The organism is Profundibacter amoris (assembly GCF_003544895.1).
GTDB lineage: Bacteria > Pseudomonadota > Alphaproteobacteria > Rhodobacterales > Rhodobacteraceae > Profundibacter > Profundibacter amoris.
Window position 1 is genome coordinate 367,882 of record NZ_CP032125.1, and the last position, 23,553, is coordinate 391,434.

The 23,553-nt window shown below is 55.8% G+C and carries 20 protein-coding genes, 1 tRNA gene and 2 pseudogenes; 6 read left to right on the forward strand and 17 right to left on the reverse strand.

Going from position 1 to position 23,553, the window contains the following annotated elements:
- Window positions 1-9: 9 nt before the first annotated feature.
- From BAR1_RS01760 to BAR1_RS01795, 8 genes are all read right to left on the reverse strand, one after another.
- Window positions 10-720 carry a c-type cytochrome gene (locus BAR1_RS01760; RefSeq protein WP_162891643.1) on the reverse strand — a complete coding sequence of 237 codons (711 nt, stop codon included), beginning with the start codon at window positions 718-720 and terminating at the stop codon, window positions 10-12.
- 1 nt (window position 721) lies between these two features.
- On the reverse strand, window positions 722-2,383 hold the full coding sequence (locus tag BAR1_RS01765; RefSeq protein WP_118941426.1) for a cbb3-type cytochrome c oxidase subunit I: 1,662 nt from the start codon (window positions 2,381-2,383) through the stop codon (window positions 722-724).
- 31 nt (window positions 2,384-2,414) lie between these two features.
- Complete coding sequence (locus BAR1_RS01770; RefSeq protein ID WP_118941427.1) at window positions 2,415-2,927, reverse strand: cupredoxin domain-containing protein; 513 nt, start codon at window positions 2,925-2,927, stop codon at window positions 2,415-2,417.
- 9 nt (window positions 2,928-2,936) lie between these two features.
- On the reverse strand, window positions 2,937-3,116 hold the full coding sequence (locus BAR1_RS01775) for a hypothetical protein (RefSeq protein WP_118941428.1): 180 nt from the start codon (window positions 3,114-3,116) through the stop codon (window positions 2,937-2,939).
- 18 nt (window positions 3,117-3,134) lie between these two features.
- On the reverse strand, window positions 3,135-4,490 hold the full coding sequence (locus tag BAR1_RS01780; protein WP_118941429.1) for an NAD(P)/FAD-dependent oxidoreductase: 1,356 nt from the start codon (window positions 4,488-4,490) through the stop codon (window positions 3,135-3,137).
- A 9-nt stretch (window positions 4,491-4,499) separates the two neighbouring features.
- On the reverse strand, window positions 4,500-4,733 hold the full coding sequence (locus tag BAR1_RS01785; protein ID WP_228408675.1) for a c-type cytochrome: 234 nt from the start codon (window positions 4,731-4,733) through the stop codon (window positions 4,500-4,502).
- Window positions 4,734-5,074: 341 nt separating this feature from the next.
- Window positions 5,075-7,609, reverse strand: a complete 2,535-nt coding sequence (locus tag BAR1_RS01790) for an ABC transporter permease (protein ID WP_118941431.1) — start codon at window positions 7,607-7,609, stop codon at window positions 5,075-5,077.
- Window positions 7,606-8,301 (reverse strand): ABC transporter ATP-binding protein, encoded by a 696-nt coding sequence (locus BAR1_RS01795; RefSeq protein ID WP_118941432.1) that lies wholly within the window; start codon window positions 8,299-8,301, stop codon window positions 7,606-7,608. Before BAR1_RS01795 ends, BAR1_RS01790 begins: the two co-directional genes overlap by 4 nt.
- Window positions 8,302-8,401: 100 nt before the next feature.
- Here BAR1_RS01795 and BAR1_RS01800 point away from each other — a divergent pair, with 100 nt between their 5' ends.
- On the forward strand, window positions 8,402-8,992 hold the full coding sequence (locus tag BAR1_RS01800; protein WP_118941433.1) for an arylesterase: 591 nt from the start codon (window positions 8,402-8,404) through the stop codon (window positions 8,990-8,992).
- 236 nt (window positions 8,993-9,228) lie between these two features.
- On the opposite strand, the gene BAR1_RS01805 is transcribed toward BAR1_RS01800, so the two are convergent.
- The 5 genes from BAR1_RS01805 to BAR1_RS01825 form a co-directional block, all read right to left on the reverse strand.
- The gene (locus BAR1_RS01805; protein WP_118941434.1) at window positions 9,229-10,014 is read right to left on the reverse strand and encodes a carnitinyl-CoA dehydratase; all 786 of its coding nucleotides are present in this window, start codon (window positions 10,012-10,014) and stop codon (window positions 9,229-9,231) included.
- Window positions 10,011-12,056: an acetate--CoA ligase family protein gene (locus tag BAR1_RS01810; protein WP_118941435.1), complete on the reverse strand. Its 2,046-nt coding sequence runs from the start codon at window positions 12,054-12,056 to the stop codon at window positions 10,011-10,013. The genes BAR1_RS01805 and BAR1_RS01810 overlap by 4 nt, the downstream gene beginning before the upstream one ends.
- A gap of 220 nt (window positions 12,057-12,276) precedes the next feature.
- Window positions 12,277-13,437 carry an acyl-CoA dehydrogenase family protein gene (locus BAR1_RS01815; protein WP_118941436.1) on the reverse strand — a complete coding sequence of 387 codons (1,161 nt, stop codon included), beginning with the start codon at window positions 13,435-13,437 and terminating at the stop codon, window positions 12,277-12,279.
- Complete coding sequence (locus BAR1_RS01820) at window positions 13,437-14,885, reverse strand: carnitine 3-dehydrogenase (RefSeq protein WP_118941437.1); 1,449 nt, start codon at window positions 14,883-14,885, stop codon at window positions 13,437-13,439. Before BAR1_RS01820 ends, BAR1_RS01815 begins: the two co-directional genes overlap by 1 nt.
- The gene (locus tag BAR1_RS01825) at window positions 14,882-15,793 is read right to left on the reverse strand and encodes a BKACE family enzyme (RefSeq protein ID WP_118941438.1); all 912 of its coding nucleotides are present in this window, start codon (window positions 15,791-15,793) and stop codon (window positions 14,882-14,884) included. Before BAR1_RS01825 ends, BAR1_RS01820 begins: the two co-directional genes overlap by 4 nt.
- A gap of 77 nt (window positions 15,794-15,870) precedes the next feature.
- Here BAR1_RS01825 and BAR1_RS01830 point away from each other — a divergent pair, with 77 nt between their 5' ends.
- The 5 genes and pseudogenes from BAR1_RS01830 (at window position 15,871) to BAR1_RS01850 (ending at window position 22,075) form a co-directional block, all read left to right on the forward strand.
- Window positions 15,871-16,836 carry a GlxA family transcriptional regulator gene (locus tag BAR1_RS01830; protein ID WP_118941439.1) on the forward strand — a complete coding sequence of 322 codons (966 nt, stop codon included), beginning with the start codon at window positions 15,871-15,873 and terminating at the stop codon, window positions 16,834-16,836.
- Window positions 16,837-17,077: 241 nt separating this feature from the next.
- Window positions 17,078-18,664, forward strand: a pseudogene (locus BAR1_RS01835) (ABC transporter substrate-binding protein).
- A gap of 6 nt (window positions 18,665-18,670) precedes the next feature.
- The gene (locus BAR1_RS01840) at window positions 18,671-19,627 is read left to right on the forward strand and encodes an ABC transporter permease (RefSeq protein ID WP_118941440.1); all 957 of its coding nucleotides are present in this window, start codon (window positions 18,671-18,673) and stop codon (window positions 19,625-19,627) included.
- The gene (locus tag BAR1_RS01845; RefSeq protein ID WP_118941441.1) at window positions 19,624-20,439 is read left to right on the forward strand and encodes an ABC transporter permease; all 816 of its coding nucleotides are present in this window, start codon (window positions 19,624-19,626) and stop codon (window positions 20,437-20,439) included. The genes BAR1_RS01840 and BAR1_RS01845 overlap by 4 nt, the downstream gene beginning before the upstream one ends.
- A 4-nt stretch (window positions 20,440-20,443) precedes the next feature.
- On the forward strand, window positions 20,444-22,075 hold the full coding sequence (locus BAR1_RS01850; RefSeq protein WP_118941442.1) for an ABC transporter ATP-binding protein: 1,632 nt from the start codon (window positions 20,444-20,446) through the stop codon (window positions 22,073-22,075).
- Between the two features lie 8 nt (window positions 22,076-22,083).
- Here the strand turns inward: BAR1_RS01850 and BAR1_RS01855 are convergent, their stop codons facing one another.
- From BAR1_RS01855 to BAR1_RS01875, 4 genes and pseudogenes are all read right to left on the reverse strand, one after another.
- The gene (locus tag BAR1_RS01855; RefSeq protein ID WP_118941443.1) at window positions 22,084-22,512 is read right to left on the reverse strand and encodes a hypothetical protein; all 429 of its coding nucleotides are present in this window, start codon (window positions 22,510-22,512) and stop codon (window positions 22,084-22,086) included.
- Between the two features lie 54 nt (window positions 22,513-22,566).
- Window positions 22,567-22,817 (reverse strand): annotated as a pseudogene (locus BAR1_RS18375) (CocE/NonD family hydrolase C-terminal non-catalytic domain-containing protein).
- Window positions 22,818-22,891: 74 nt separating this feature from the next.
- Window positions 22,892-23,290 (reverse strand): Arm DNA-binding domain-containing protein, encoded by a 399-nt coding sequence (locus BAR1_RS01870; protein ID WP_118941446.1) that lies wholly within the window; start codon window positions 23,288-23,290, stop codon window positions 22,892-22,894.
- Between the two features lie 143 nt (window positions 23,291-23,433).
- Window positions 23,434-23,519 (reverse strand) — tRNA-Leu (locus BAR1_RS01875).
- Window positions 23,520-23,553 lie beyond the last annotated feature (34 nt).

The window sequence follows — 23,553 nt, forward strand, 5'->3', positions numbered from 1 at the left end:
CGGGCCAATCTATTCTTGAGCAACCGCGATACCTTTGCCGGCAAAATAATCGGCTAGACTTTCTATTTCCTCTTCGGTCAATGTTCCTGCAATCAGGCGCATGCGGGAATAGACATCGTTGCCGCGAAACCCCGCCTTAAAATCCATCATGCTGCGCATCAGAAATTCGGGGGACTGCCCTGCCAGTGCTGGAAAGTCGGGAAAACTGCCTTGGCCTTTGTTGCCGTGACAGACACTGCATGGCGGGATCAGCCGTGTTGGGTCACCCAGTAGATCCAGCGTTTCGGCAGCTTCTTGCACCGATGCAATGCGGGCAGGGGGAAGGGTGTATTGCGCGTAATAGCTGGCAATATCAGCCATATCCTGATCGCTCATTTCCGCGACGATATAGGCCATCAATTCGCCACGCTGTGTGCCGGACAGTTTGTGTTCACGGTAATCGCGTAAAACCTTGAAGGTATATCCTGCTGTCTGCCCGGACAGACTGGGCCATGTGTCATTTGTAGAAACACCATTGTCACCGTGACAAGTCACACATTCAAGTTTGGTGTTGAGCATTGCCCCGCGTTCAGGATCACCGCTGCGCAACAAATTCAGGGTTTCTATGGTCCAGGCCACATTGGTTGATGGGCCAGAGCTTTGCTCTGCGACAGCCGGCGCAAGGGCCGCAGAAAAAAGCAGGATGGAGGTAAGAATGGCAGAGCGTTGGAAATACTTCATATCACTCTCCAAATCCGAATGGGATTGTCTCGGGCGCATTGAGAAAGGCAAATTGCAGCAGTGGGTAGCCATAGCTGGCCAGCATATAGACCAGCATTGCCCAGTTCCAGAATGCCAGAGAGTTTAGCAAATGCGGCACCCGCAATGGCTGATGGATGGCGGTGGCGAAAACCACTTCGGGGGTTTTGGCCAGCCGTTCGGAAAAATGTGAACGCACCAGCACGACGATAAACATGATGGCCGAAATCGTCAGCATGACAGCGCCAACAAACATGACCACTTCGTATGGGTCCCATATCGCATTCAGGGTTTCGCCGTATGGCAGTGTATCGACGCGGCGCGGCTGACCCAACAGGCCCAGAACATGCCACGGCATCGTGGTGACCAACATCCCCCAGAACCACAGCCATAGCTGCCACAGCGCCAATCGGGTGCTGGCCAGTTTGCGCCCCGTGATCCGCGGCCATGCCCAATAGGCCACCGCGAAATACATGATCACCGAGGTGCCGCCAAAGATCAGGTGGAAGTGCCCGGTGATCCACTGGGTGTTATGGATCAAGGCGTTCATTTGGTAGGACGCATTGATCACCCCGCCAAACCCGCCTGCCGTTAGCATCAGCATCGACAGCATGGTTGCCAGTGTCATCGGATTATCCCAGCGGATTTTCATGATCCAGCCAAACAACCCTTTGCCTCCGCGCAGGCGTCCTGAAATCTCGAGCGTGGCCAGAACGGTAAAGCCTGTGATGAATGTTGGTACAGCCACCATAAAGGTGCCGAACATATGCAGCAGCTTCCAACCAGCGGCCTGTTGTGGGTCCATATAAAGGTGGTGAAACCCGATTGGCACCGAGAAGATGAACAGCATCACAAAAGCAACCCGCGCCAGTTCATCGGAAAACAGCTTGCCGCCGGATTCGCGTGGCATCAGCGAATACATCGCAATATAGGCCGGAAACAGCCAGAAATAGACGATGGCGTGCAATGTCCATGAAAAGAATGTGCGCGCAAGGCCGGGGTCAATCGTGTCAACCCAGCCGAATTTTACCGGCAATATCTGCACAAGAACCTCGAGCGTGGCCCCCATCGAGGTCCAGAGCCACAACAGCGCATTGATGGTCGTGCCAAACATGATCAAAGGCACAACCATCCCCGGATTGGCGCGACGCCACTGCATCATGGCGACAATCATATCCACGCACCAGAACCATGACCCGACAAACAGCAGGGCAGCCCCGATGTAGAACGAGGTAACAGCCATTTCCGGCGGGTAAAACGTATACATAACCGAGGCCTGCCCCAACAGAAGCGGCACAGCGGCAGTTAGCGTTCCCACAAGGGCAATGCTAAAACCAACCCACGAAAACAGCGGCGACCAGACATCCTGTTTTAGCGAATGCAGGGCAACGAAATACCCGAACCCCATGATGAAGAATGTGGTCAGCACATAGGCCATCAACACACCATGTGTGGACACCGATGCGTAATAAATCTCGCGGGATTCAGCGGCGGGAAACAGGTTGCTACGTTCAGCAACCTGATACAGCCCCATCGGGATGGCGGCCGCAAAAGCCCCAAAACCAACCCACATATTGGCAAGCCCCAACCATTTGGCGTGCTTTTCGTAGGTTGGCGCCTGAATGTCAGTATCTGTATCCGTCATAGACAGGGTCAAAGGATATCCTCCGAAAGGGTCAAAGCTTGAATTCGTCGGCAGGAACGATGTGCACATTTCCGAACATATAGGCATGGCCCATGCCGCAGAAATCGTGGCACAGCATCGGATAGTCGCCAAGGTTGTTCACTGTGGTTGTCACTTCGGAAACATACCCCGGCACCAGCATCAAATTCAGATTGGTCAGCGGGATATAGATGCCGTGCAGCACGTCAAAACTGGCGATCCGCATTTTGAACGGCTCGCCCTGCGGCAGGACGATTTCTTGCGGATAAAATCCATAGCGCGCGGCAACCATCGTCACCACCAGCATTCCATCTTCATCACGTTTGACGCCAATATTCTGTTCGGAAAACTCGTCGCCGCCTACACCAGTTTCCAGATGCAGTTGCGCAGAATCGATCACCTCGACGTTGCTTGGTGGATGCCAGCCTTGGGCCGCGTAATAAATCTGGATGCCCCACGCCATCAGCACAATCCCGGCGACCATGTAAATCCAGCGTTTTTCAAGTTTATCTATATGAAATGCCATCCGCAGCTCCTACTTTACCGAACCGGCGGGCACGAACAGCCCGTACCAGAAATAGAGCCACATCAGGATGAAAATGATACCGTATATGAACAGAATTGCCCATGTGCCGCGGGGTGAGCTGTCCAGTGCGCGTTGTTGCTCCTCATCGCTCAAGGGGCTGGCAGGGGGGGTATATTCATCTTGCGACATGCAATCTTCCTTTTTCGATCAGCCAAAGCTATCTGCAACAAAATTTTCCATCCACGCTTCTTGGTACAGCGCCTCCAGACGGTTGAACTGGTGCGAGGCATCAAGCGGTGAAACGCCACCTGCGCCCTTCGTTGAAATGATCTTGCCGCTCTCGTGATCCAGCCGGTAAATCCCGCCAACCGAAACGCCGTATTCCGAACTGACCCGCGAGAAACAGACATTGGACCATGTTGGTTCTTCCGGCTCTTCTTCGCGCAGCAAATGCAGGATTTGCGCGGCGACTACTTTGGCCTGGGTGTTTGCGGAATAGCCGGATTTTGGCATCACATCGGCCACGCAGCTATCGCCGATCACATGGATATTGGCGTGGCGTGTGGATTCCATTGTCAGGTGGTTGATCGGACACCAGTTGCCGTCAACCAGATCCATATCGAACGCCAGCTTTGCTGCTTTTTGGGCCGGAATGAAGTTGATCACATCCCCGTGGAATGTGTCGCCAAATTCGGTTGTGACTGTCATGGCTGACGCATCGACAGCCTCGACTTTGCCGCCAGCAGAGCCGGAGATCCATTCGATCATTCCGGGTTGATCATATGTGTTGATATCTTCCGGCATCCCGTCCATTTTCGACTCTGGAATCTGGAAATCATACAGACGGTTCCAGCCCAACATAAAGGGCTTGTCCTTGGCGAATCCGTCTTTTGGATCAAGGATCAGGATCTTGGCCTTCGGTTTTATTTTCTGGAACATTTCGGACATAAGCGATGCGCGCTCGTAGGGGCCGGGGGGGCAGCGGTAGGGATTAACGGGGGGCACAATAATCATCGTTCCGTTATCCGGCATCGCATCGATCTGGCGCTTTAACAGCAATGTTTGCTCGCCGGCTTTCCATGAATGCGGCATCGCGTTTTGGGCCACGTCTTCGCTGTACCCTTCAACGCCATCCCAGATAAAATCGATCCCCGGTGAAACGATCAGGCGATCATAGGTCACTTTGCCGCCGGTTTTCAGGGTGATCAGACGGGTTTGCGGATCGACCTCCATCACGGTGTCAAAGATAAACTCCACGCCATATTTGCCCTGCAAAGCGTCATAGGTGATTGCGATATCTTCAATGTCGATATAGCCGGTCAAAACCTCGTTGGAGCCATAACAGCGGCGGTAAATCTGGTTTGCCTCGATCACGGTGACGCGGATGGTTTCGTCACCCATCTTTAGATATTTTGCCGCCGTGGCCCCACCAGTGCCACCACCAATAATCACGACATGCGGGCTGCTTTGTCCAAATCCCAGATTAGGGGCCAGCCCTGCTGACGACATAACACTGCCAGCGGCCAGAAATTTAAGAAAAGCGCGTCTGTCGGAATGGGGCATCAGCGTTTCCTATTCGTTTGCTTGCTTGTGAAGAGCGGAAAAATATGCGGCCATTGCATCAATCTCGGCGTCGCTATATGCCCGCGCGACCCGGTTCATGATCGTCCCACTTTTACTGCCATCGCGATAGGCGCGCATCGTGGCCACGAATTGCGCTGCATCCTGCCCCGCCAATGGCGGGATCTTGACATTCTCGGCACCGCCAAGTGTACCATGACATCCGGCACATGTGTTACCCAGCATTGCCCCGTTTAAAGACTGGGGAAATGCCACGGACGGAACCAATACATACGCTACAATAGTACACTTGAGAAATCGTAGACGCATGCGCCCTCCAGAATGATTTCAATTCGCAGTTGATTGGATCAGTATGTCACTGTTATCAGGATATAAGCAAGAAATGATTTCCAGAGCCTTTATTGTACTTATTTGTCTGGTTTTTAACAAACCATCCGCACGATATGGGTCCTGTAAATCGTGAAATAATTTTCAAATGGTTGCTTTGGACCGTGTGATTTTCAGCACTGACGGGGGCGGTTGACGGCCAGAAGGGTGTGGCTTGGTATTAGCCGGCGTTTGACCAACTATTCCCGCATTCGCAATATATGTGCTGGGCGTGCTGAAAGGGGACGCCATGCAAAGGCCAGTCCTGACAACAACGTTGCACCTGCACCGCCTGCTATCACCATGAGTGCTGAAACCAGGTCAAACTGGTAACTCGCCCCCATAACGAAACTGATCACCCCCCATGCCACAACAGCCCCCGCCAACAAAGCAACCAGACCTGCTGCAGCCCCCATAATGGCGGCGCGAAGCATGAAACTTGTCAGGATGCGCCACCGCGACGCCCCGATGGTCTTAAGCACGGCGGCCTCGAATGTGCGTGCCTGCTCGCCAGCCGCCGCCGCCCCGATCAACACGGCAAATCCCGTTAACAGGGTCGCTGCTGCGGCATAGGATGTGGCGGCCGCGATTCCGTTCAGCGCTTTTGAGACCCGCGCGATGGCATCGCGAACACGGATGGCCGTGACATTGGGAAATTGCTTCATCATTGTGCGCAGCAATCCGGCCTCGGCCTGTTCGGAGGCATAGACAGTTGCGATCGAGGAGTGCGGCGCACCAGCCAGTGCGGCGGGATTCATCGTGACTACAAAATTGATACTGGCGTCCGAGAAATCCACAGCGCGTAAATTGGCAATGCGGGCGGTGATATCGCGGCCAAGTATATTCACCGTTAACATATCACCGATTTTCAGGCCGATCTCGTTTGCTTCTTCCTCGGCGAAACTGATCAGGGGTGGGCCGGTGTAATCGACGGGCCACCATTCGCCCTGTGTGATACGAGAGTTCTCCGGCGGGTTCTCGGCATAGGTAATGCCGCGATCCCCTCTGATCACCCAGTGGTCTCCTGCGACCTCTATGGCGGGAATATCATTGATGCGGGTGATCACACCGCGCAGCATCGGGGCTGTGTCCACCTGGGTTACACCAGCGTCAGAGCGCGCAAGTGTCAGGAATGGGTCCAACTGATCCTTCTGGATGTCGATAAAGAAATAGGCAGGCGCAATCGCAGGCAGATCGCGGGCAATAGCATTGCGCAGGTTGGTGTCGATCTGGCCAATGGCAGCCAGCACTGTCAGGCCCAAACCCAGTGATAAAACCACGGGTATCGCTTCGCTACCCGGCCCACCAATAGCGCCGAACGCAAGGCGCAATGCAGGCTTGCCGCGCACCCATTTCGAGCGTCCCATCCAGCCTGCTAGCTTGCGCAGACCCAAAGCGGCCAGCATCAACAGCAATAACGCCGCAACAATCCCGCCTGTGGCCCAAAGCGCCAGTTTCGGAATTTCGGAAAAACCGGTGACAACGCCAATCAGCGTTGCCAATACCAGACCCGTTATTAAAACATACCGGCGACGGGGCCATGCATTGATACGGCCCGCCGCATCCCGAAACAGGCTGGCAGCGCGGATATCACGGGCCTTGGCCAGCGGCCACAGGGTGAACAGGGTCGCCGTTAGAAACCCGTAAACCGCAGCCTGAAACAGCGGTTGAATATGCAAGGTGAAATCTGCAGGGATTGGCAATGCCGCCGAGATCAGCGGAGAGAAGGCCAGCGGCACCAGCGCCCCGAAAGCCACCCCCAGACCAACCCCCAGAATGGTCAGAACCCCGATCTGGATCATATAGACCTGAAATATGGTGCGCCCGTCGGCACCCAACGTTTTGAGCGTGGCAATGGTGGCGGTTTTACCCCCGAGATACGAACGCACAGCCGCTGAAACCCCGACCCCGCCCACCGCCAGACCGGCAAGGCCGACGATGACCAGAAACGAGGCAATCCGCTCGACAAACAGCTGGATACCGGGGGCACCGTTGCGGCTGTCGCGCCAACGTAGGCCACGGGTGCTGAACTGCTCTTCGGCTTGGGATTTTAACTGATCAAGGTTGGCATCTTTCGCCAGTAACATCCGGTAATGCACTTCGAACAAGGATCCTGGCTGGATCAGGCCGGATTGTTTCAACGCTGTCGTTGCAACAATAGTGCGCGGACCCAGTCCAAAGCCGCTGCCGGCACTATCAGGTTCACGGACCAGCGCGGCCGCAAGACGAAATTCTTGTTCGCCCAAGCGGAACCGGTCACCAATCTTCAGGCCCAACCGGTCAATCAGGATCTTTTGCATGACCGCACCGGGTAGCGCGTCTTTAACAGCCAACGCTTGGGCCAGCGGGATATCCGGTTTCAAAACGACCGCGCCATATAAAGGATAGGCATTATCAACGGCTTTGACCTGTGTCAGACCGGTTTCAATCGTCTCGCCCCGCTGGAGCACCACCATCGAGCGAAAGTCGATGATTTCGGATAGGACATTTGCTGTGTTTGCCAGCCATGCCTGTTCCTCGTCGCCCGCAGATCGGTGGGTAAAGGAAACCTCGGCGTCCCCGCCAAGGATCGTTGCGCCCTCTTGTTGCAACCCTTGTTCAATGCTGACACGCACCGTGCCAACGGCAGCAATCGCACCCACGCCCAACAACAAACAGGCCAGAAAAATGCGAAACCCCTGCAATCCGCCGCGCAATTCACGCCGCGCGATGCGTGTGGCAATCGACAGGCTCACTCGGCTGCCTGTTGGCGGGTTTCGGAATCAATGCGCCCGTCGCGAAGCCGCACAATCCGGTCGCAGCGTGCAGCCAGATCAGCGGCATGTGTGACCAGAATAATTGTTGTTCCGTATTGCTCACGCAATCCCAGCATGGCGTCGATGATCGATGCGCCTGTGGTCTCGTCCAGATTGCCGGTCGGTTCGTCCGCCAGTAATATTTCAGGGCGTGTGGCCGACGCGCGGGCCAGAGCAACCCGTTGTTGCTCGCCACCCGACATTTGCGACGGGTAATGGTCAATCCGCGCGCCCAAGCCCAATGCATTCAATTCGGCTTCGGCCCGCTCGAACGCATCCACAACCCCCGCCAGTTCCAGCGGAGTAGCGACATTTTCCAGCGCGGTCATTGTCGGAATAAGGTGGAAAGATTGAAATACTATGCCCATATGATTACGACGAAAGCGGGCAAGTGCGTCCTCGTTCATATCGGTCAGGTTCTGGCCTAGCGCATGCACCTCGCCAGCGGTGGCCTGTTCCAGACCGCCCATCAACATCAGGAGAGACGATTTGCCAGACCCAGATGGCCCAACTAACCCCAGCGTTTCGCCGCGGGCAACGTCCAACGATATATCGTGCAGGATTTCGACCACACCAGCATTGGCTGAAAGGCTAAGCTGGACGTCTTTTAGGGTCAGGATTGTCTCGGACATAGCCGCCATACTTTATGAAAGTGTTGCCTTTGTATATGGGGCATGTGGGCGCCGCTTCAAGTTGCTGCTGGCTATATTCTTCCTATGCATCCCGTCAGCAATGGCTGCGGAACCTGTTGTTATTGCTGCTCTTGGTGACAGTCTGACCCAAGGCTATGGATTGCCACGCAAAGACGGTTTTGTGCCACAGTTGGAAAACTGGTTGAAAGCACAAGGCGAAGATGTGCGTATCCTGAACGCTGGCGTGTCAGGGGATACAACGGCAGGCGGGCTATCCCGCATTGACTGGACACTAACGCCGGATGTGCAGGGGCTGATTGTGATCCTGGGTGGCAATGACCTTTTACGCGGCATTGATCCAGCAACAAGCCGCGCGAACATCGCTGCAATCCTGAAAGTTGCCAATAATCGCGAATTGCCTGTGATGTTAGTCGGGATGCCTGCGCCAGGAAATTTCGGATCGGATTACATGGCCCAGTTTGATGCAATATATCCCGAGCTTTCCAAAAAATATGGGACTCTGTTTTTCGCAAACTTTTTTTCCCCGCTGCTTGAAGGCTCGGCCAAAATTCCAGCACGAAAATACATGCAAGCGGATGGCATTCACCCCAATGCTGCAGGCGTTGGGGTAATCGTTGAAGTGATCGGTCCTGTGGTGCAATCGTTGATATCGCTTGCTCGCGAGCGTTAAATATAGCGATTTAACCCCATAAAAGTGAAGCAAATCAGGTTTAGAGCAGGCCACCTCGCGGCCATCCGGTCAGATCATCTGGAATGCTGTTGTAACCATGCAAGGCCACATGGTGCACACAACCATCAGGCCCTTGCAAAGCCCAGCCAGAAAGGCTGAAATTATCAAGTAATTGTTCCGGGGGTTTGTCTTGATTGCACATTGATAACGAACAGAACATCTACATATCGGGCTGGTTATTCCCCCTTCCACACAGGATCACGTTTTTCAGCAAAGGCACGGGCACCTTCCAGTTGATCATCGGAAGAATACAAAGTTTTTATCGTCGGAAAAACACTGCCGGTAATTTTATCCAGCGCATCCTGGAATTTCATGTTCTCGGCCTCGCGCACCACTTCTTTGATCGCGGCCTGAACCAAGGATGGACCGGCGGCCAGTTCAGCGGCCAATTCATGCGCCTTTTCCAACAATTGATCCGCCGGATACACATAGTTCACCACCCCCAATTGCTGCGCCTCTTGCACATCAAACCAGCGGCCCGTCAGCAACAGGTCCATCGCAACGTGGTAAGGAATGCGTTTTGGCAGCTTTAGTGACGCAGCATCGGCAATCGTGCCTGACCGGATTTCCGGCAGGGCGAAACTGGCGTGATCTGCCGCCATGATCAAATCACAAGACAGCATCAGCTCCAGCCCGCCACCGCAGGCAATGCCGTTGACCGCGGCAATCACCACCTTGTTCAAATCAGGCAGTTCCTGCAACCCGCCAAAACCCCCGACGCCATAGTCGCCATCCACCGCATCCCCGTCAGCTGCAGCTTTCAGATCCCAGCCGGGGCAAAAGAACTTGTCACCCGCCCCTGTCAGGATTGCCACACGCAAATCCGGATCATCGCGAAAACCGGCAAATACCTGTCCCATGATCCGGCTGGTCGCCAGATCAATCGCATTGGCCTTGGGCCGGTCAAGGGTGACTTCCAGCACCTTGCCGATTGTACGGGTCTTGATCGGGTTTTCTGTCATGTTTTTTCTCCAGTTCGGATCAGGGCATCGGCGGCAATGGCATCATCGGCCAGACACATAAGCGGGTTAACCTCGATTTCGATGGCCTGCCCGTGATTGTCGATGACATAGGACTGGATTGCCATCACTGCGTCAATAACGGCGGGCAGGTCAGCGGCGGGGCTGCCGCGATACCCGTTTAGTTGCGCGTATATTCTCAGCCCGCGCAGGGCGCTTTTGATATCGGCGCGGCTGGCCGGGATCAGCAGGCTGGCGGTATCACGCAACAGTTCCGTCAACACGCCGCCCGCGCCAAGTGTCAGAACATACCCGTGCGCCGGGTCCAGCACCACGCCAACCAGCAATTCGCATAGGCAGCCTGTGATCATCTCCTCGACCAGAAAACTGTTGGTGGGCATGTCCTTGGCGGCGTTCAACACCTGATCGGCGTTGGCTAGCCCCAGCACAACTGCTCCGGCCTCGCTTTTGTGGGCCAACCCCTCGCCTTTCAGAACCAGCGGATAGGCTAAGCCCTGCAACGCGCGCGCTAAATCCTGTATTGAATCCGCGCGACAGGCATGCGGTACCTGAACCCCATAAGCTGCAAGCGCGGCCTTTGCTTTTGCTTCGTTCAGGGGTGCGTACCGGTTCGGTGTTTGGGGCAATAACACCGGCTGGGGCGGGGCAGGGTGTATTTGGCCACATTCGGCACCGACCCGTGCGGCGGTTAGGGCTTCGGGCAGGCCACACAGGGGGATGATCCCGTTTTCGATCAGGCGTATGGCAACCCTTTCGGACATGTTTTCTGGTAATGATGCGGCAATCGCCATCGGCTTGCCGCTTGCTTTTTGCGCCGCAATGACAGCATCGATCACACAGTCCCAATCTGCCGGATCGCAACGGTCATTGCGCGGGAAATCGGCCACCACAATGCCAAGGGCGATATCCCCCTGCATTATCGCACCAAAGGTCGTGGTCATTGCCTTAACATCGCCCCAGATATAGGTATGATAATCCAGCGGATTGGCTAGACTGACCATTGGCCCAAGTGCCTTGCGCAGAGCATTGTTGCAGATGTCGGTCAATGCTGGAAATACAATCCCACACGGGCCGGCTAGATCAGCCATCAAGCTGGCCTCGCCCCCCGAGCAGGACAGGGAGGCGATGTGGTTGCTGGGCAATGGCCCGGTCACATGCAGCAGTTTCAGTGCCTCTGTAAGTTCGGGCAGGGTGGCGACTTGTGCAATTCCCAACCGCCGCAGCAGAGCCGAAGCACCGGCGGCGCTGCCCGCTAGCGAAGCGGTGTGCGAAACTGTGGCAGCACGGGCCTGATCGGAATTGCCAACCTTCAGGGCCACAATGGATTTGCCCGTCATACGCGCCGTATCTGCCAAAGCCTCGAGTGCGCGAATGTCGCCTATACCCTCGATATGCAGGCCAAGGGCTGTCACGCGATCATCCCGCAGTATTTCCATACCAATTTCGGCCAGACCGGTTTGGGCCTGATTGCCGGCCGTTACCACATAGGCTAGCGGCAGACCGCGGCGCTGCATGGTCAGGTTGATGGCGATATTGCTGGATTGTGTGATGATGGCGACGCCGCTTTGCAGATGCTGCAGACCCTGCTGGTCGGGCCATAGCAAAGCGCCATCCAGTGCGTTGATGAAACCATAGCAATTCGGCCCGATCACCGTCATGTCGCCTGCCGCTTGCAGCAGTTGTGCTTGCAGGTTGGCACCGCTGCTGTCCTCGGCCTTGGCTTCCAGAAACCCGCTGGCAAAGCATACCACGCCACCCGCCCCTTTTTCTGACAGCGTTGCCACGGCTTCGATCGTGGCGTGACGATTAATGCCGATGAATGCTGCATCGGGGGCGGTTGGCAGGGCTTCGATATCCGGGTAGGTCGGCAATCCGGCTATTTTGGCGCGTCCGGGGTGGACTGGCCAAATGTCTCCCTCAAACCCGAAAGCGCCTGATTGCCGGATCACGTTTTCGCACCAAGTCCCGCCGCCGATCACGGCAATGGATTTAGGGCGTAGCAGCCTTTTCAGCCCCGCGTTCATATTTCCACCCGCGGGCAGGGGGAAAGTGCAGATGCCTCCGGCGGGGATATTTTTAAAAAGAAGAAACGAAATTTTAATAAAATTGTTGTGGTCTGTGGTTGCGGTACAGGCGGGGACGCCGATGACCGTAAAAGGAGAAGGCCCTTCGTTCTGTTGATCAGGGCGAAGGGCTCTTTCTTTCTTCTTTTCTTAAATATCCGCGCCGCAGGCATAGACACTCTTATGCTCCCAATGGCCGCAGCAACTCGCGGCTGATAATGTGGCGCTGGATTTCCGATGTTCCGTCCCAGATCCGTTCAACCCGCGCATCGCGCCAAAAGCGTTCGATCGGGAAATCATCCATCAGCCCCATACCGCCAAAGATTTGCAGGGTGGTGTCGGTGACGCGGGCCAGCATTTCGCTGGCATAAAGTTTGGCGCTGGCGATTTCGCGATTGGCGGGCAGCCCCTGATCCAGCCGCCATGCGGATGCCAGTGTCAGCCAGTCGGCGGCATCAATTTCAGTGATCATATCGGCGATCTGGAAGCTTATTCCCTGAAATTTGCCGATTGGCTGGCCGAACTGCTCGCGTTCCGCCGCATAGTTCAGCGCCAGATCGAAACAGCGACGCGCCCGACCGACGGCCATTGTCGCCACGGTGATGCGGGTGGCATAGAGCCATTCGTTCATCACCGCAAAACCGCCATCCACTTCGCCCAACACCTGCGCATCGGGCAGGCGGCAGTCATCGAATTCCAGAATCATATTCTTGTAACCGCGATGGCTGACCGATGTGTAGCCTTCGCGGATGGTGAAGCCCTTTGTGCCGCGATCAACCAGAAAGGTGGTGATGCGTTTCTTGGGGCCGCGTGGCGTGTCATCGGTACCGGTCGCGACAAAGACGATCACGAAATCGGCGTGTTCGGCGCCTGATATGAAATGTTTGGTGCCGTTAATTACCCAATCGCCGCCATCGCGCACGGCACTGCATTTCATACCGCGCACGTCCGATCCGGCCGCGGGTTCTGTCATCGCCAGCGCATCCATCCTTTCGCCGCGCACTGCTGGCAGAAGATAGCGCTCCACCTGATCGCCCTCACACGCCATCAGGATATTCTGCGGGCGGCCAAAGAAATGGGTCAGCGCCATTGATCCGCGCCCCAATTCCCGTTCGACCAGCGCGAAATCCACATGCGACAACCCCGCACCGCCGACGCTTTCGGGGAAATTGCAGGCGTAAAAACCCAGATCAATGGTTTTCTGCTTGATCTGTTGTGCGATCTCGGCGGATACTTCGCCGGTGCGCTCGACCCGTTCTTCGTGCGGGTATATTTCATTTTCAACAAAGCTGCGCACAGTGGAAACGATCATTTCCTGTTCGTCTGTCAGGCCGAAGTTCATCAGGTATCCTTTAGGTGGTCGGGCAGGGGAATGGTGGCATGTGCAGCGGCCAGCGATTCCAGTTTTGCCAATATTTCGGGCTGTGGCTCGCAAGCGCGGCGGGTTTTCAGGCTGACGTGGATCAGCATCTGTTCGCCCGTGGCTATTACACTGCCGTCATCAGCCAGCATTTTGTGATATAGGCGCAGTTTTTTACCCTCGCCAAGCAACACACGGCTGTGGACGCTGAAGCGTTGGCCCGTGCGGGTTTCCTGCAAGAAACGGATATGGATATCGACGGTGAAATAACTGTTGTCCCCTTTAATGTATTCCGCATCAGCCCCGAGCAGCGCCATCACCACATCGGCTGCATCTGAAAAAACCTGACCATAGCGGCTTTCGTTCATATGGCCGTTGTAATCGGTCCAGTCGATCGGCACGTTGCGGTTCAGGGTCGTGATCGGTTCCGCCCCGCTTGTATCAGGTGGTTGGGTGATCCGTGCCTCGTGAGTGTTCAGCAGCGCACCGGCCGCCGCATCGCGGGTTTTCAGACTAAGCAATATGCCGACAAGGTTTTCATCGCGCATCCGCTCCAGCTGCCGGATGGTATGGGCACCTGATTGCGCGTCGGACTGGCTGGCGATCATTTCCACCAACTCGTCTGTCAATTCCGGCACGTCCATCAGTTTGGTCCAGGGCCATTGCAGGCAGGGGCCGAACTGGTCGATAAAGTGGCGCATCCCTGCTTCGCCTCCGGCAATGCGGTAGGTTTCAAACAGCCCCATTTGTGCCCACCGCAGACCAAAACCATAGCGGATCGCGTTGTCGATTTCTTCGGTTGTGGCGATCTCGCCCTTGATCAGCCACAGCGCCTCGCGCCAGACCGCCTCCAGAAACCGGTCGGCGATATGGGCGTCGATTTCGGCCCGTACCCGCAGGGGAAACATGCCCAGGCTTTCGATGATACCGGTGGCGCGGTCGGTCATCTCAGGCGGGTTTTCATCAGTGGCCACTATTTCGACCAGAGGCAACAGATAAACCGGATTGAATGGATGGGCGACGATGATCTGTTCGGGGCGCGTGGCGCAGCCCTGAATTTCGGACGGTTTGAAGCCGGAGGTGGAAGACGCAATGATAGCGTCAGCGCGGCAATGTTCCTGCGTGGTCTGATAGACCTTGCGTTTCAGCGCCAGCCGTTCGGGGGCGCTCTCTTGAATCCAGTCGGCATTTTGCACCGCGCCGGAAATGGTTTCGCAATATGTCAGGGATCCTTCATCGGGCAACGCCGTGTTGTAAAGCATCGGTAGGGCATAGCGGGCGTTTTCCAGCACTGCGGTGATTTTGCGCTGGGCCTGCGCATCTGGGTCAAACACGCACACGTCCCAGCCGTTTAGCAAAAACCGCGCGGCCCAGCCGCCACCGATGACGCCACCGCCGATGATTGCTGCGGTTTTTCTGTCCGCGCTCATGTGCGGGGCATCCGTTTGGTCAGCCCCAGCTTTTCGCGCACCTCGGCGGGGCCCATCACGCGGGCACCCATCGCTTCGATGATGGTGACGGCACGGGCGACCAGTGCTTCGTTGGTGGCCAGTTCGCCCTTACCTAGCCAAAGGTTGTCTTCCAGCCCGACGCGCACATTGCCTCCGACCAGCACAGCGGCGGCAACATAGGCCATTTCGTTGCGCCCCAGCGAAAAGGCGGACCAGTTCCAGTCATTGGGGACGTTGTTGACCATCGCCATAAACGTATTCAGATCATCCGGCGCGCCCCACGGCACACCCATGCATAATTGCACCAAAGCAGGCGCATCCAGCACCCCGTCCTCAACCAGTTTCTTGGCATACCACAGATGGCCGGTGTCAAAGGCCTCGATTTCCGGCTTTACGCCCAGCTTGGTCATCATCCGGCCCATTTCAACCAGCATCCCGGGCGTGTTCACCATCACATAGTCGGCTTCGGCGAAATTCATCGTGCCGCAATCCAGTGTGCAGATTTCCGGCAGACAGTCGGCAATATGCGCTACGCGGTCTGCGGCGCTGACCATATCGGTGCCCTCGACCAGCGGCAGGGGGGCATCCGGTGCACCGGTGACCAAATCGCCGCCCATGCCTGCGGTCAGGTTCAGCACCATATCCACATCCGAAGCGCGGATCAGGTCAGTGACCTCGCGATACAGTTTCAGATCACGACTGGGCACCCCGGTTTTTGGATCACGCACATGGCAATGCACCACGGCCGCGCCCGCGCGGGCCGCGGCGATGGCGCTGTCGGCGATCTGTTGTGGAGAGCGGGGCACATGCGGGCTGCGGTCCTGCGTGCTGCCCGATCCCGTGATGGCGCAGGTGATGAATACATTGGTGTTCATTTCAAGGGGCATTTGGCATCTCCGGCTGTCTGTTCGGGAAAACACTATCCGGCTTGATTTTTGCCATCATGCAGGATTGTATAAATACTATGCGAAAATGGCAGATAAAATCCAGCCGGACAAAACGGATCGGCGTATTGTTGTTCGAGAGGTTCTCGAACCATTGTCTGGCCAATGCGGTTGAACCGCTACGCGCGGTCAACAGCCTGCTGGGATGGCAGGCGTATGACTGGAGCTATCTGTCGGTTGACGGGGCGCCGGTGACATCGTCCAGCGGATTGCCGGTTTCGGTTCAGGCATCGCTGGGACGGGCGTCGGGCGGGGATGTGCTGATGTTGTTGCCCAGCTATGGATACCGCAGCTATGCCACCCCTGATATGTTGCGCGCACTGCGGCAGGCGGCAGTGCGGTTTCAGGCTGTCGCCGGGCTGGATATGGGCAGTTGGCTGATGGCGGCGGCCGGACTGCTTGAGGGGCGCAGGGCAACCATCCACTGGGACGAGATCGAGGATTTCCACGAGGCATTTCCCGAAGTGCAGGTGCAGCGTGAAAGATTGGTAATGGACGGCAATCGCTGGTCTTGTGGCGGGGCGATGACTTCGTTCGAACTGGCGCAAAGGATGATCGCAATCGACCACGGAGAAGCCTTGCGCACCGAAGTGGCCGCCCTGTTCATGCAAGGCGATGACGGCAGCTGGGATGAGGGGCTGCCGCGCAACCCTTCAAATACCGTTGCCGTCGCGCTGGCAGTAATGCGGGACAATCAGGAATATCCGCTGACCATGCCGCAGATTGCTCAACAACTGGGGCTAAAACCCCGCCGAATGACAGCACTGTTTCAATCCGAACTGGGAACCGGACCTTTGCAGGCCTATCGCCGTATCCGGTTGCAGGCCGCGCGCCGTCTGGTGCAAAAAACCGGCCTTGGTGTTGCCGAAATTGCCCTTCGGTCTGGCTATGAAAATGCAAGCGCAATGACGCGGGCCTACCGTCAGGAATTTCGCGAAACACCGCAACAAACAAGGCGGCGGGATTATAATAAGGACGATTTTTGATTGACGGATCAATATAAATGACAAAGCATATCAATGAAGTCTGGCATGTTTTTGCAAGATTTATGTCGCACAAAGAGGTAAAAGCGTCGTGTTTGTGCGCCTATTATTGAAGGGGGAGTAATTTCGTATCTGTAGAAAAGAAGACGTTAGTCGTCTTGCAGCCGAATTCAGGGCGCTTGAAATTCTACCGTTAGAATAAATTTCGGGGCTATTTGCGCCCTGTCACCTGGGAGAATATGAAATGTCGAAAGAGCTGGAATATTTAAGTCACAAGGTTGTCCGCGGCCTAATGAATCGCCGCGCATTTCTCGGGCGTGCAACTGCGCTTGGTGTATCATCCGTCGTAGCCAGCGGGCTGCTAAGTTCAGCCGCCAAGGCCGCAGGCCCAATGAAGGGTGGCACCCTGAAGGCTGGCTATCAGGGTGGTGCATCCTCGGATTCCCTTGATTCCGCTCTTTGGGCCTCGGATGCCCCTATTGGATTTGGCCGCACATGGGCCGAAGGTCTGGTCGAGGTCAGCCCAAGCGGTGATGTCGAAATGCGGCTGGCCGAGAATGTCGAAGCTTCGGCAGATGCCAAAACCTGGAATTTCAAAATCCGCGAAGGAGTGGAATTCCACAACGGTAAAACCATGACGCCTGCGGATGTGGTGGCCACGATCGAGCGCCATTCGGATGAAAATTCGAAATCCGGCGCACTTGGTATTGTCTAAGGCATCGAGAGCGTGATGGCCGATGGTCAGAACGTGGTGATCACCTTGGCCGAGCCAAATGCCGACCTTCCCTATCTGATGGCGGATTACCACCTGATGATCATGCCAAACGGCGGCAAGGACGACCCGACAGCCGGTATCGGTACTGGCGCCTATAAAATTGCAGAAAACGATCCTGGTGTGCGTCATGTCGGGACAAAATTTGAAAACTACTGGGATGACACGCGCGGCCATGCGGATGAAGTTGAAATTTTGATCCTAAACGATGCCACCGCCCGTTTGGCGGCGTTACAATCCGGGCAGGTACATATGATCAACCGGGTTGAGCCCAAAGTTGCCGATCTGGTTAAAAGGATTCCCGGGGTCGAGCTGCATAGTGTATCCGGCCGCGGACATTATGTATTTATCATGCATGTAAACACGGCACCTTTTGACAATAACGATCTGCGTATGGCGCTGAAATATGCGATCAACCGTCAGGAAATGGTTGATAAAATCCTTCAGGGTTATGGTTCGGTCGGGAATGATTTTCCGATCAATGCATCTTATCCGCTGTTCCCCGAGGGGATCGAGCAACGCGAATACGATCCTGACAAGGCCAAGTTCCACTTCAAAAAATCCGGCCATGACGGACCAATCGTGTTGCGCACATCCGATGTTGCCTTCCCCGGTGCTGTGGATGCAACACAGCTGTTCCAGCAAAGCGCCGAGGCCGCCGGTATCCAGCTCGAGATCAAGCGTGAACCGGGTGACGGGTATTGGTCCGAGGTCTGGAATGTCAAACCATTCAGCGCCTCTTACTGGAGTGGTCGTCCGGTGCAAGACCAGATGTATTCAACTGCGTATCTATCCACTGCTGACTGGAACGACACCAAATTCATCAGGCCCGATTTTGACAAGATCATCATCCAGGCCCGTGGTGAACTGGATGCGGCCAAACGCAAGGAAATGTACCGCGAAGCCGCCCTTATGGTGCGTGACGAAGGCGGCCTGATCCTGCCGATGTTCAATGATTTCCTTGATGCGGTAGGGGACAAGGTTGGCGGCTACGAGAATGACCCGAACGGTGGCCTGATGTATGATAAATCCCTGATCAAGGCCTGGATCAAGGCTTAACAGGGTATGTCCTCATTATTGAAACTGGTGGCCCAGCGATTGTTGTTGGGCCTCCTTTTGCTACTCGCCGTGTCGGCGCTGATTTTTGCCGGCACACAAATTCTGCCGGGCGATGTGGCCCAAAGCATTCTGGGCCAATCAGCCACCCCGCAAGCGCTTGCCAACCTGCGCGAGGAGCTGGGCCTGAACGATCCTGCCTATGTGCGCTATTTCCGCTGGTTGGGCGGGGTTCTGACTGGCGATCTGGGGACAGCCCTTTCCAACGGGGCCGATATCAGCACCCAGATCGGGAAACGTCTGGGCAACACTTTGTTTCTGGCCGCTACTGCTGCTGTTGTCGCGGTGCCACTGGCCATTTTGCTGGGTCTGCTGGCTGTGCGGTATCGCAACCGCTGGCCTGACAAACTGATCTCGGGCGTTACATTGGCGTCAATTTCGCTGCCTGAATTTTTCATCGGCTATGTGCTGATCTTTTTCTTTGCGGTAAAGTTGCGCTGGTTCCCTTCGGTCGCCACGATTTACAGCAGCATGAGCCTGCTGGAAAAGCTGAACGCCATCGCCTTGCCGGTGGCGGTTCTGACAATGGTGGTGCTGGCGCATATGATGCGTATGACGCGCGCCGCGATCCTGAACGTGATGCAATCGGCCTATATCGAGACCGCTGAACTAAAGGGGTTGTCGGCCTTTAACGTGATCTTTCGCCACGCCTTTCCGAATGCGATTTCGCCAATCGTCAATGTGGTAATGATCAACCTTGCCTATCTGGTGGTCGGGGTTGTGGTGGTCGAGGTGATCTTTGTCTATCCCGGAATGGGTCAATATCTGGTCGACCATGTGGCCAAGCGTGATGTGCCGGTGGTGCAGGCCTGCGGCCTGATATTTGCAGCGGTTTACGTCATGCTTATCCTGGTTGCCGATATCGTTGCGATTGTCAGTAATCCAAGGCTGAGGCATCCGAAATGAAGATACCTATTTCGGCCCTGATCGGCCTGATTATGACAGGCAGCTTTTTCCTGATTGCAATCTTTGCGCCCCTGATTGCCCCTTATGGCATGGCCGAAGTCGTCGGCGGAGTGTGGGAGCCACGCAGCGCCGAATTCGTGCTTGGCACTGACAATATCGGCCGCGACCTGCTGACAAGAATGATTTACGGCGGGCGCACCACAATCCTGATTGCCACGTTGGCAACGGTGTTGTCATTTACGCTCGGCTCGTTTCTGGGATTCACGGCGGCGGTAATCGGCGGCTGGGTAGATCAGGTTATGTCGCGTCTGGTGGATTTGCTGATGTCAATCCCTACGCTGATTTTTGCGCTGGTGGTCTTGTCGGTGATGCCGGTGACGCTGCCGGTTCTGATCCTTGTCATGGGCATGCTGGATTCCACCCGTGTTTTCCGCCTGTCGCGCGCGGTGGCGGTGGATATCAATGTTATGGACTTCGTCGAGGCCGCAAAATTGCGCGGCGAAGGGCGCATGTGGGTGATATTCCGTGAAATCCTGCCAAATGCCCTGTCGCCGCTGGTGGCGGAACTGGGCTTGCGGTTTATCTTTGCAGTGCTGTTCCTGTCCACCCTTTCCTTCCTTGGCCTTGGTGTACAGCCACCGGCCACAGACTGGGGCGGCATGGTTAAGGAAAACAAAGAGGGCATCGTGTTTGGCATCAACGCGGCGCTGTATCCGGCAGCAGCGATTTCGGTGCTGGCGATTTCTGTCAATCTGGTGGCCGACTGGGTGCTGAACCGCACGTCGGACCTGAAAGGAGGGCGCGGTGGCTAAGGACATGGCAGACAACCTGCTGGACATCCGTAATCTGCGGATTGCGGCAACGATCTATCCTCCCGGCGAAAAGGCGGCCGAACTTGTCATCGTCAAGGACGTTTCGCTGACGCTGGAAAAGGGCAAGGTGCTGGGGCTGATCGGTGAATCCGGTGCTGGCAAATCCACCATTGGCCTTGCGGCCATGGGATACGGACGGGGCAGCATCCGGTTAAGCGGGCAGGTCTGGCTGAACGGACGTGATATTCTGGCGGGCAGCACACGGGATTTGCGCCGCCTTCGGGGCAAAGAAGTGACCTATGTGTCGCAATCTGCCGCCGCGTCTTTCAATCCGGCCAAGCGGTTGATGGAACAGATCATCGAATCCGCGCTGGAGCACGGCACCGCCAGCAAATCCGAGGCCGAAGCCCGTGCTGTGGCCTTGTTTGATGATTTGGGCCTGCCGGACCCCGAGAATTTTGGCCGCCGCTTTCCGCATCAGGTTTCGGGCGGGCAGTTGCAGCGGGCGATGACGGTGATGGCGCTGGTGCCCGAACCCGATCTGATTATCTTTGACGAACCGACAACCGCGCTGGATGTGACCACGCAAATCGACGTTCTGGCCGCGATCAAAAAGGCGATCCGCAACACCGATGTCGCCGCGATCTATATCACCCATGATCTGGCCGTGGTGGCACAGGTTTCGGATGAAATAATGGTCCTGCGCCATGGCGAAAAAATCGAGCGCAACACAGCCGAGGCAATCATCACCCGCTCGGTTGAGGACTATACCAAAGCGCTGGTATCTGTGCGCTCAATCGATCACGAGGAAAAACGGCCAACCGACAATCCGGTGCTTGTGGCGCGCAATATATCGGCGGCATATGGCAATATGGTGCAAGTGCTGGACGATGTTTCGGTCGAGGTGCACGCGGGCCAGACACTGGCCGTCGTGGGCGAGAGCGGATCTGGCAAATCGACATTGGCGCGGGTGATCACCGGTCTGCTGCCGCCATTCGAAGGCGATGTCATGTTTGGCGAACGGTCCTTGTCCAAGGCATTGGTAAACCGGTCCAAGGATGATCTGCGCGAACTGCAGATGATCTATCAAATGGCGGATACGGCGATGAATCCGCGCCAGACGGTCGGCACGATCATTGGCCGCCCGCTGGAATTCTATTTTGGTTTGCGCGGGGCGGAAAAACGCAAGCGGGTTGCCGAACTGCTGGAAGAAATAGAAATGGGCGATGGTTTTCTTGATCGATACCCCGCCGAATTGTCCGGCGGCCAAAAGCAGCGCGTCTGTATTGCCCGCGCGCTGGCCGCCAAACCCAGCCTGATCATTTGCGACGAAGTAACAAGCGCCCTGGATCCTCTGGTGGCCGATGGGATTCTAAAGCTGTTGTTGCGATTGCAGAAAATTGAAAATGTGGCCTATCTTTTCATCACCCACGATCTGGCCACGGTCAAAGCGATCGCCGACAGCATCGCGGTGATGTATCAGGGGCGACTGGTGCGGTATGGGCCCAAAAGCCAGGTGCTGGCCCCGCCGTTTGACGATTACACAGATTTGTTGCTGAAATCGGTACCGGAAATGAAAATCGGCTGGCTTGAGGACGTGCTGGAAACCCGTCGAATGGAAAGCGCCGGCAATTAGGGGCCGCTTTAAATCATGTCGCGCGGGATGGTTTCGGTGAAATCCTTCTCGAACACCAGCCGGTCCCCTTCATAAGCTTCGATCCGTGCGCTCAGGTGAAAATTTGCTGCATCGGCCCACATATGCGAATAGGTTTCGGTGCGCAGGCACCAGTTGACACGTTGTAAAATATCGCACCAATGGGTGCGCCCGCGTGCCGAAAGTGGATCGTCAGGATGGATCACCCAACATTCCCGCGCGACACTGTCAGTGATCAGCACATGATCGGCGTCTTTGCGCGCGCCAAAATCATCAACGATATGCAGGGTGGTCGTTCCGGTCTGCGGGTCGGTCGTGGTTTCACGTAGATTGCTACCTTTCCGGATTACATCTGCTTGCCATTCGGGGGCGGCTTGCGGTGTCTCAAAGCATACATCCTGCCCCCCCTCGCACAACATTGGCAGGGCAATCTGTCCGCCGCTCAGATGCAGTCTGGTTTTTTGCGGCGCCGGTCAGATCAGCGGCCAATAGGCGTTTGAAATGGACAAGCGCAATCGATGACCGGCGGGAAATTCATAGGCAATCTGGTCTAGCCGCATGGTAATATCAACCGGCTGGTTTACAGGCATTGGGGCCGGTTTTCCGAGCCATTCCGATGGGTCAGATTTAGCACGCCATAAGTTATTCGGCTAACTTTGCCATCGGGGTGCACATCGTTCAGCCGCACCGCAATTTGCGCTACAGGTGTCTCGCTGGTCAGCATCAGCCGGATCACCGGTGCGCCAGTAATGGCAAGGGGTCTGTCCAGCGGGGGGCTATGGGTCGATTGTGTAGCGGTTACGCCAGATCAAGGAGAAACCAACGCTTCTTCTTCATGGTAGAAGCCGTCAGTCCGCGTTCGGCTGAGTTTTCAAGGTATTCTTCTGCAACCAGTTTGAATGTTGTGCGTGCTTGGGTTTCTGCAGCTATCCGGTCAAGCTTCTTCTTGGTAGCGGGATCCTTTCCTTCAGCCAGGAGTGCACGCGCATCGTGAAGCTTTTGACGTGCTTGATCGAGTGTGACATCGGGATATTTTCCATGCGACAATAACCGCTCTATCTCAAGGTGCCGGTATTTCTGCTGCCAGAATTTTGATCTGTTGAGTTCCGCAAGCAGAAACAGCCTACCACCATCAGTCAGTTTACAGGGTTTTTCCCGGCTATTTGCTTTGCTGCTATTAAATCCGGACAATTGCATTTAGGGAGTATTTCCCCAATCGAAACCTCTCAAAAAACCTGAGAAATGGGGGTGTTGTATGTTCAGATAAGAAATTTGGGTATAGTATAATCTTGCAAATACAATGACTTATAGTAGATATGAGGATGTATGAGAAGATTTTTTGGTGCCCAGGAGAGGACTTGAACCTCCACGCCCGTAAGGACACTAGCACCTGAAGCTAGCGCGTCTACCATTCCGCCACCTGGGCAGGTGTCGTAGGGGCGAATTACAGAGACTCGGGG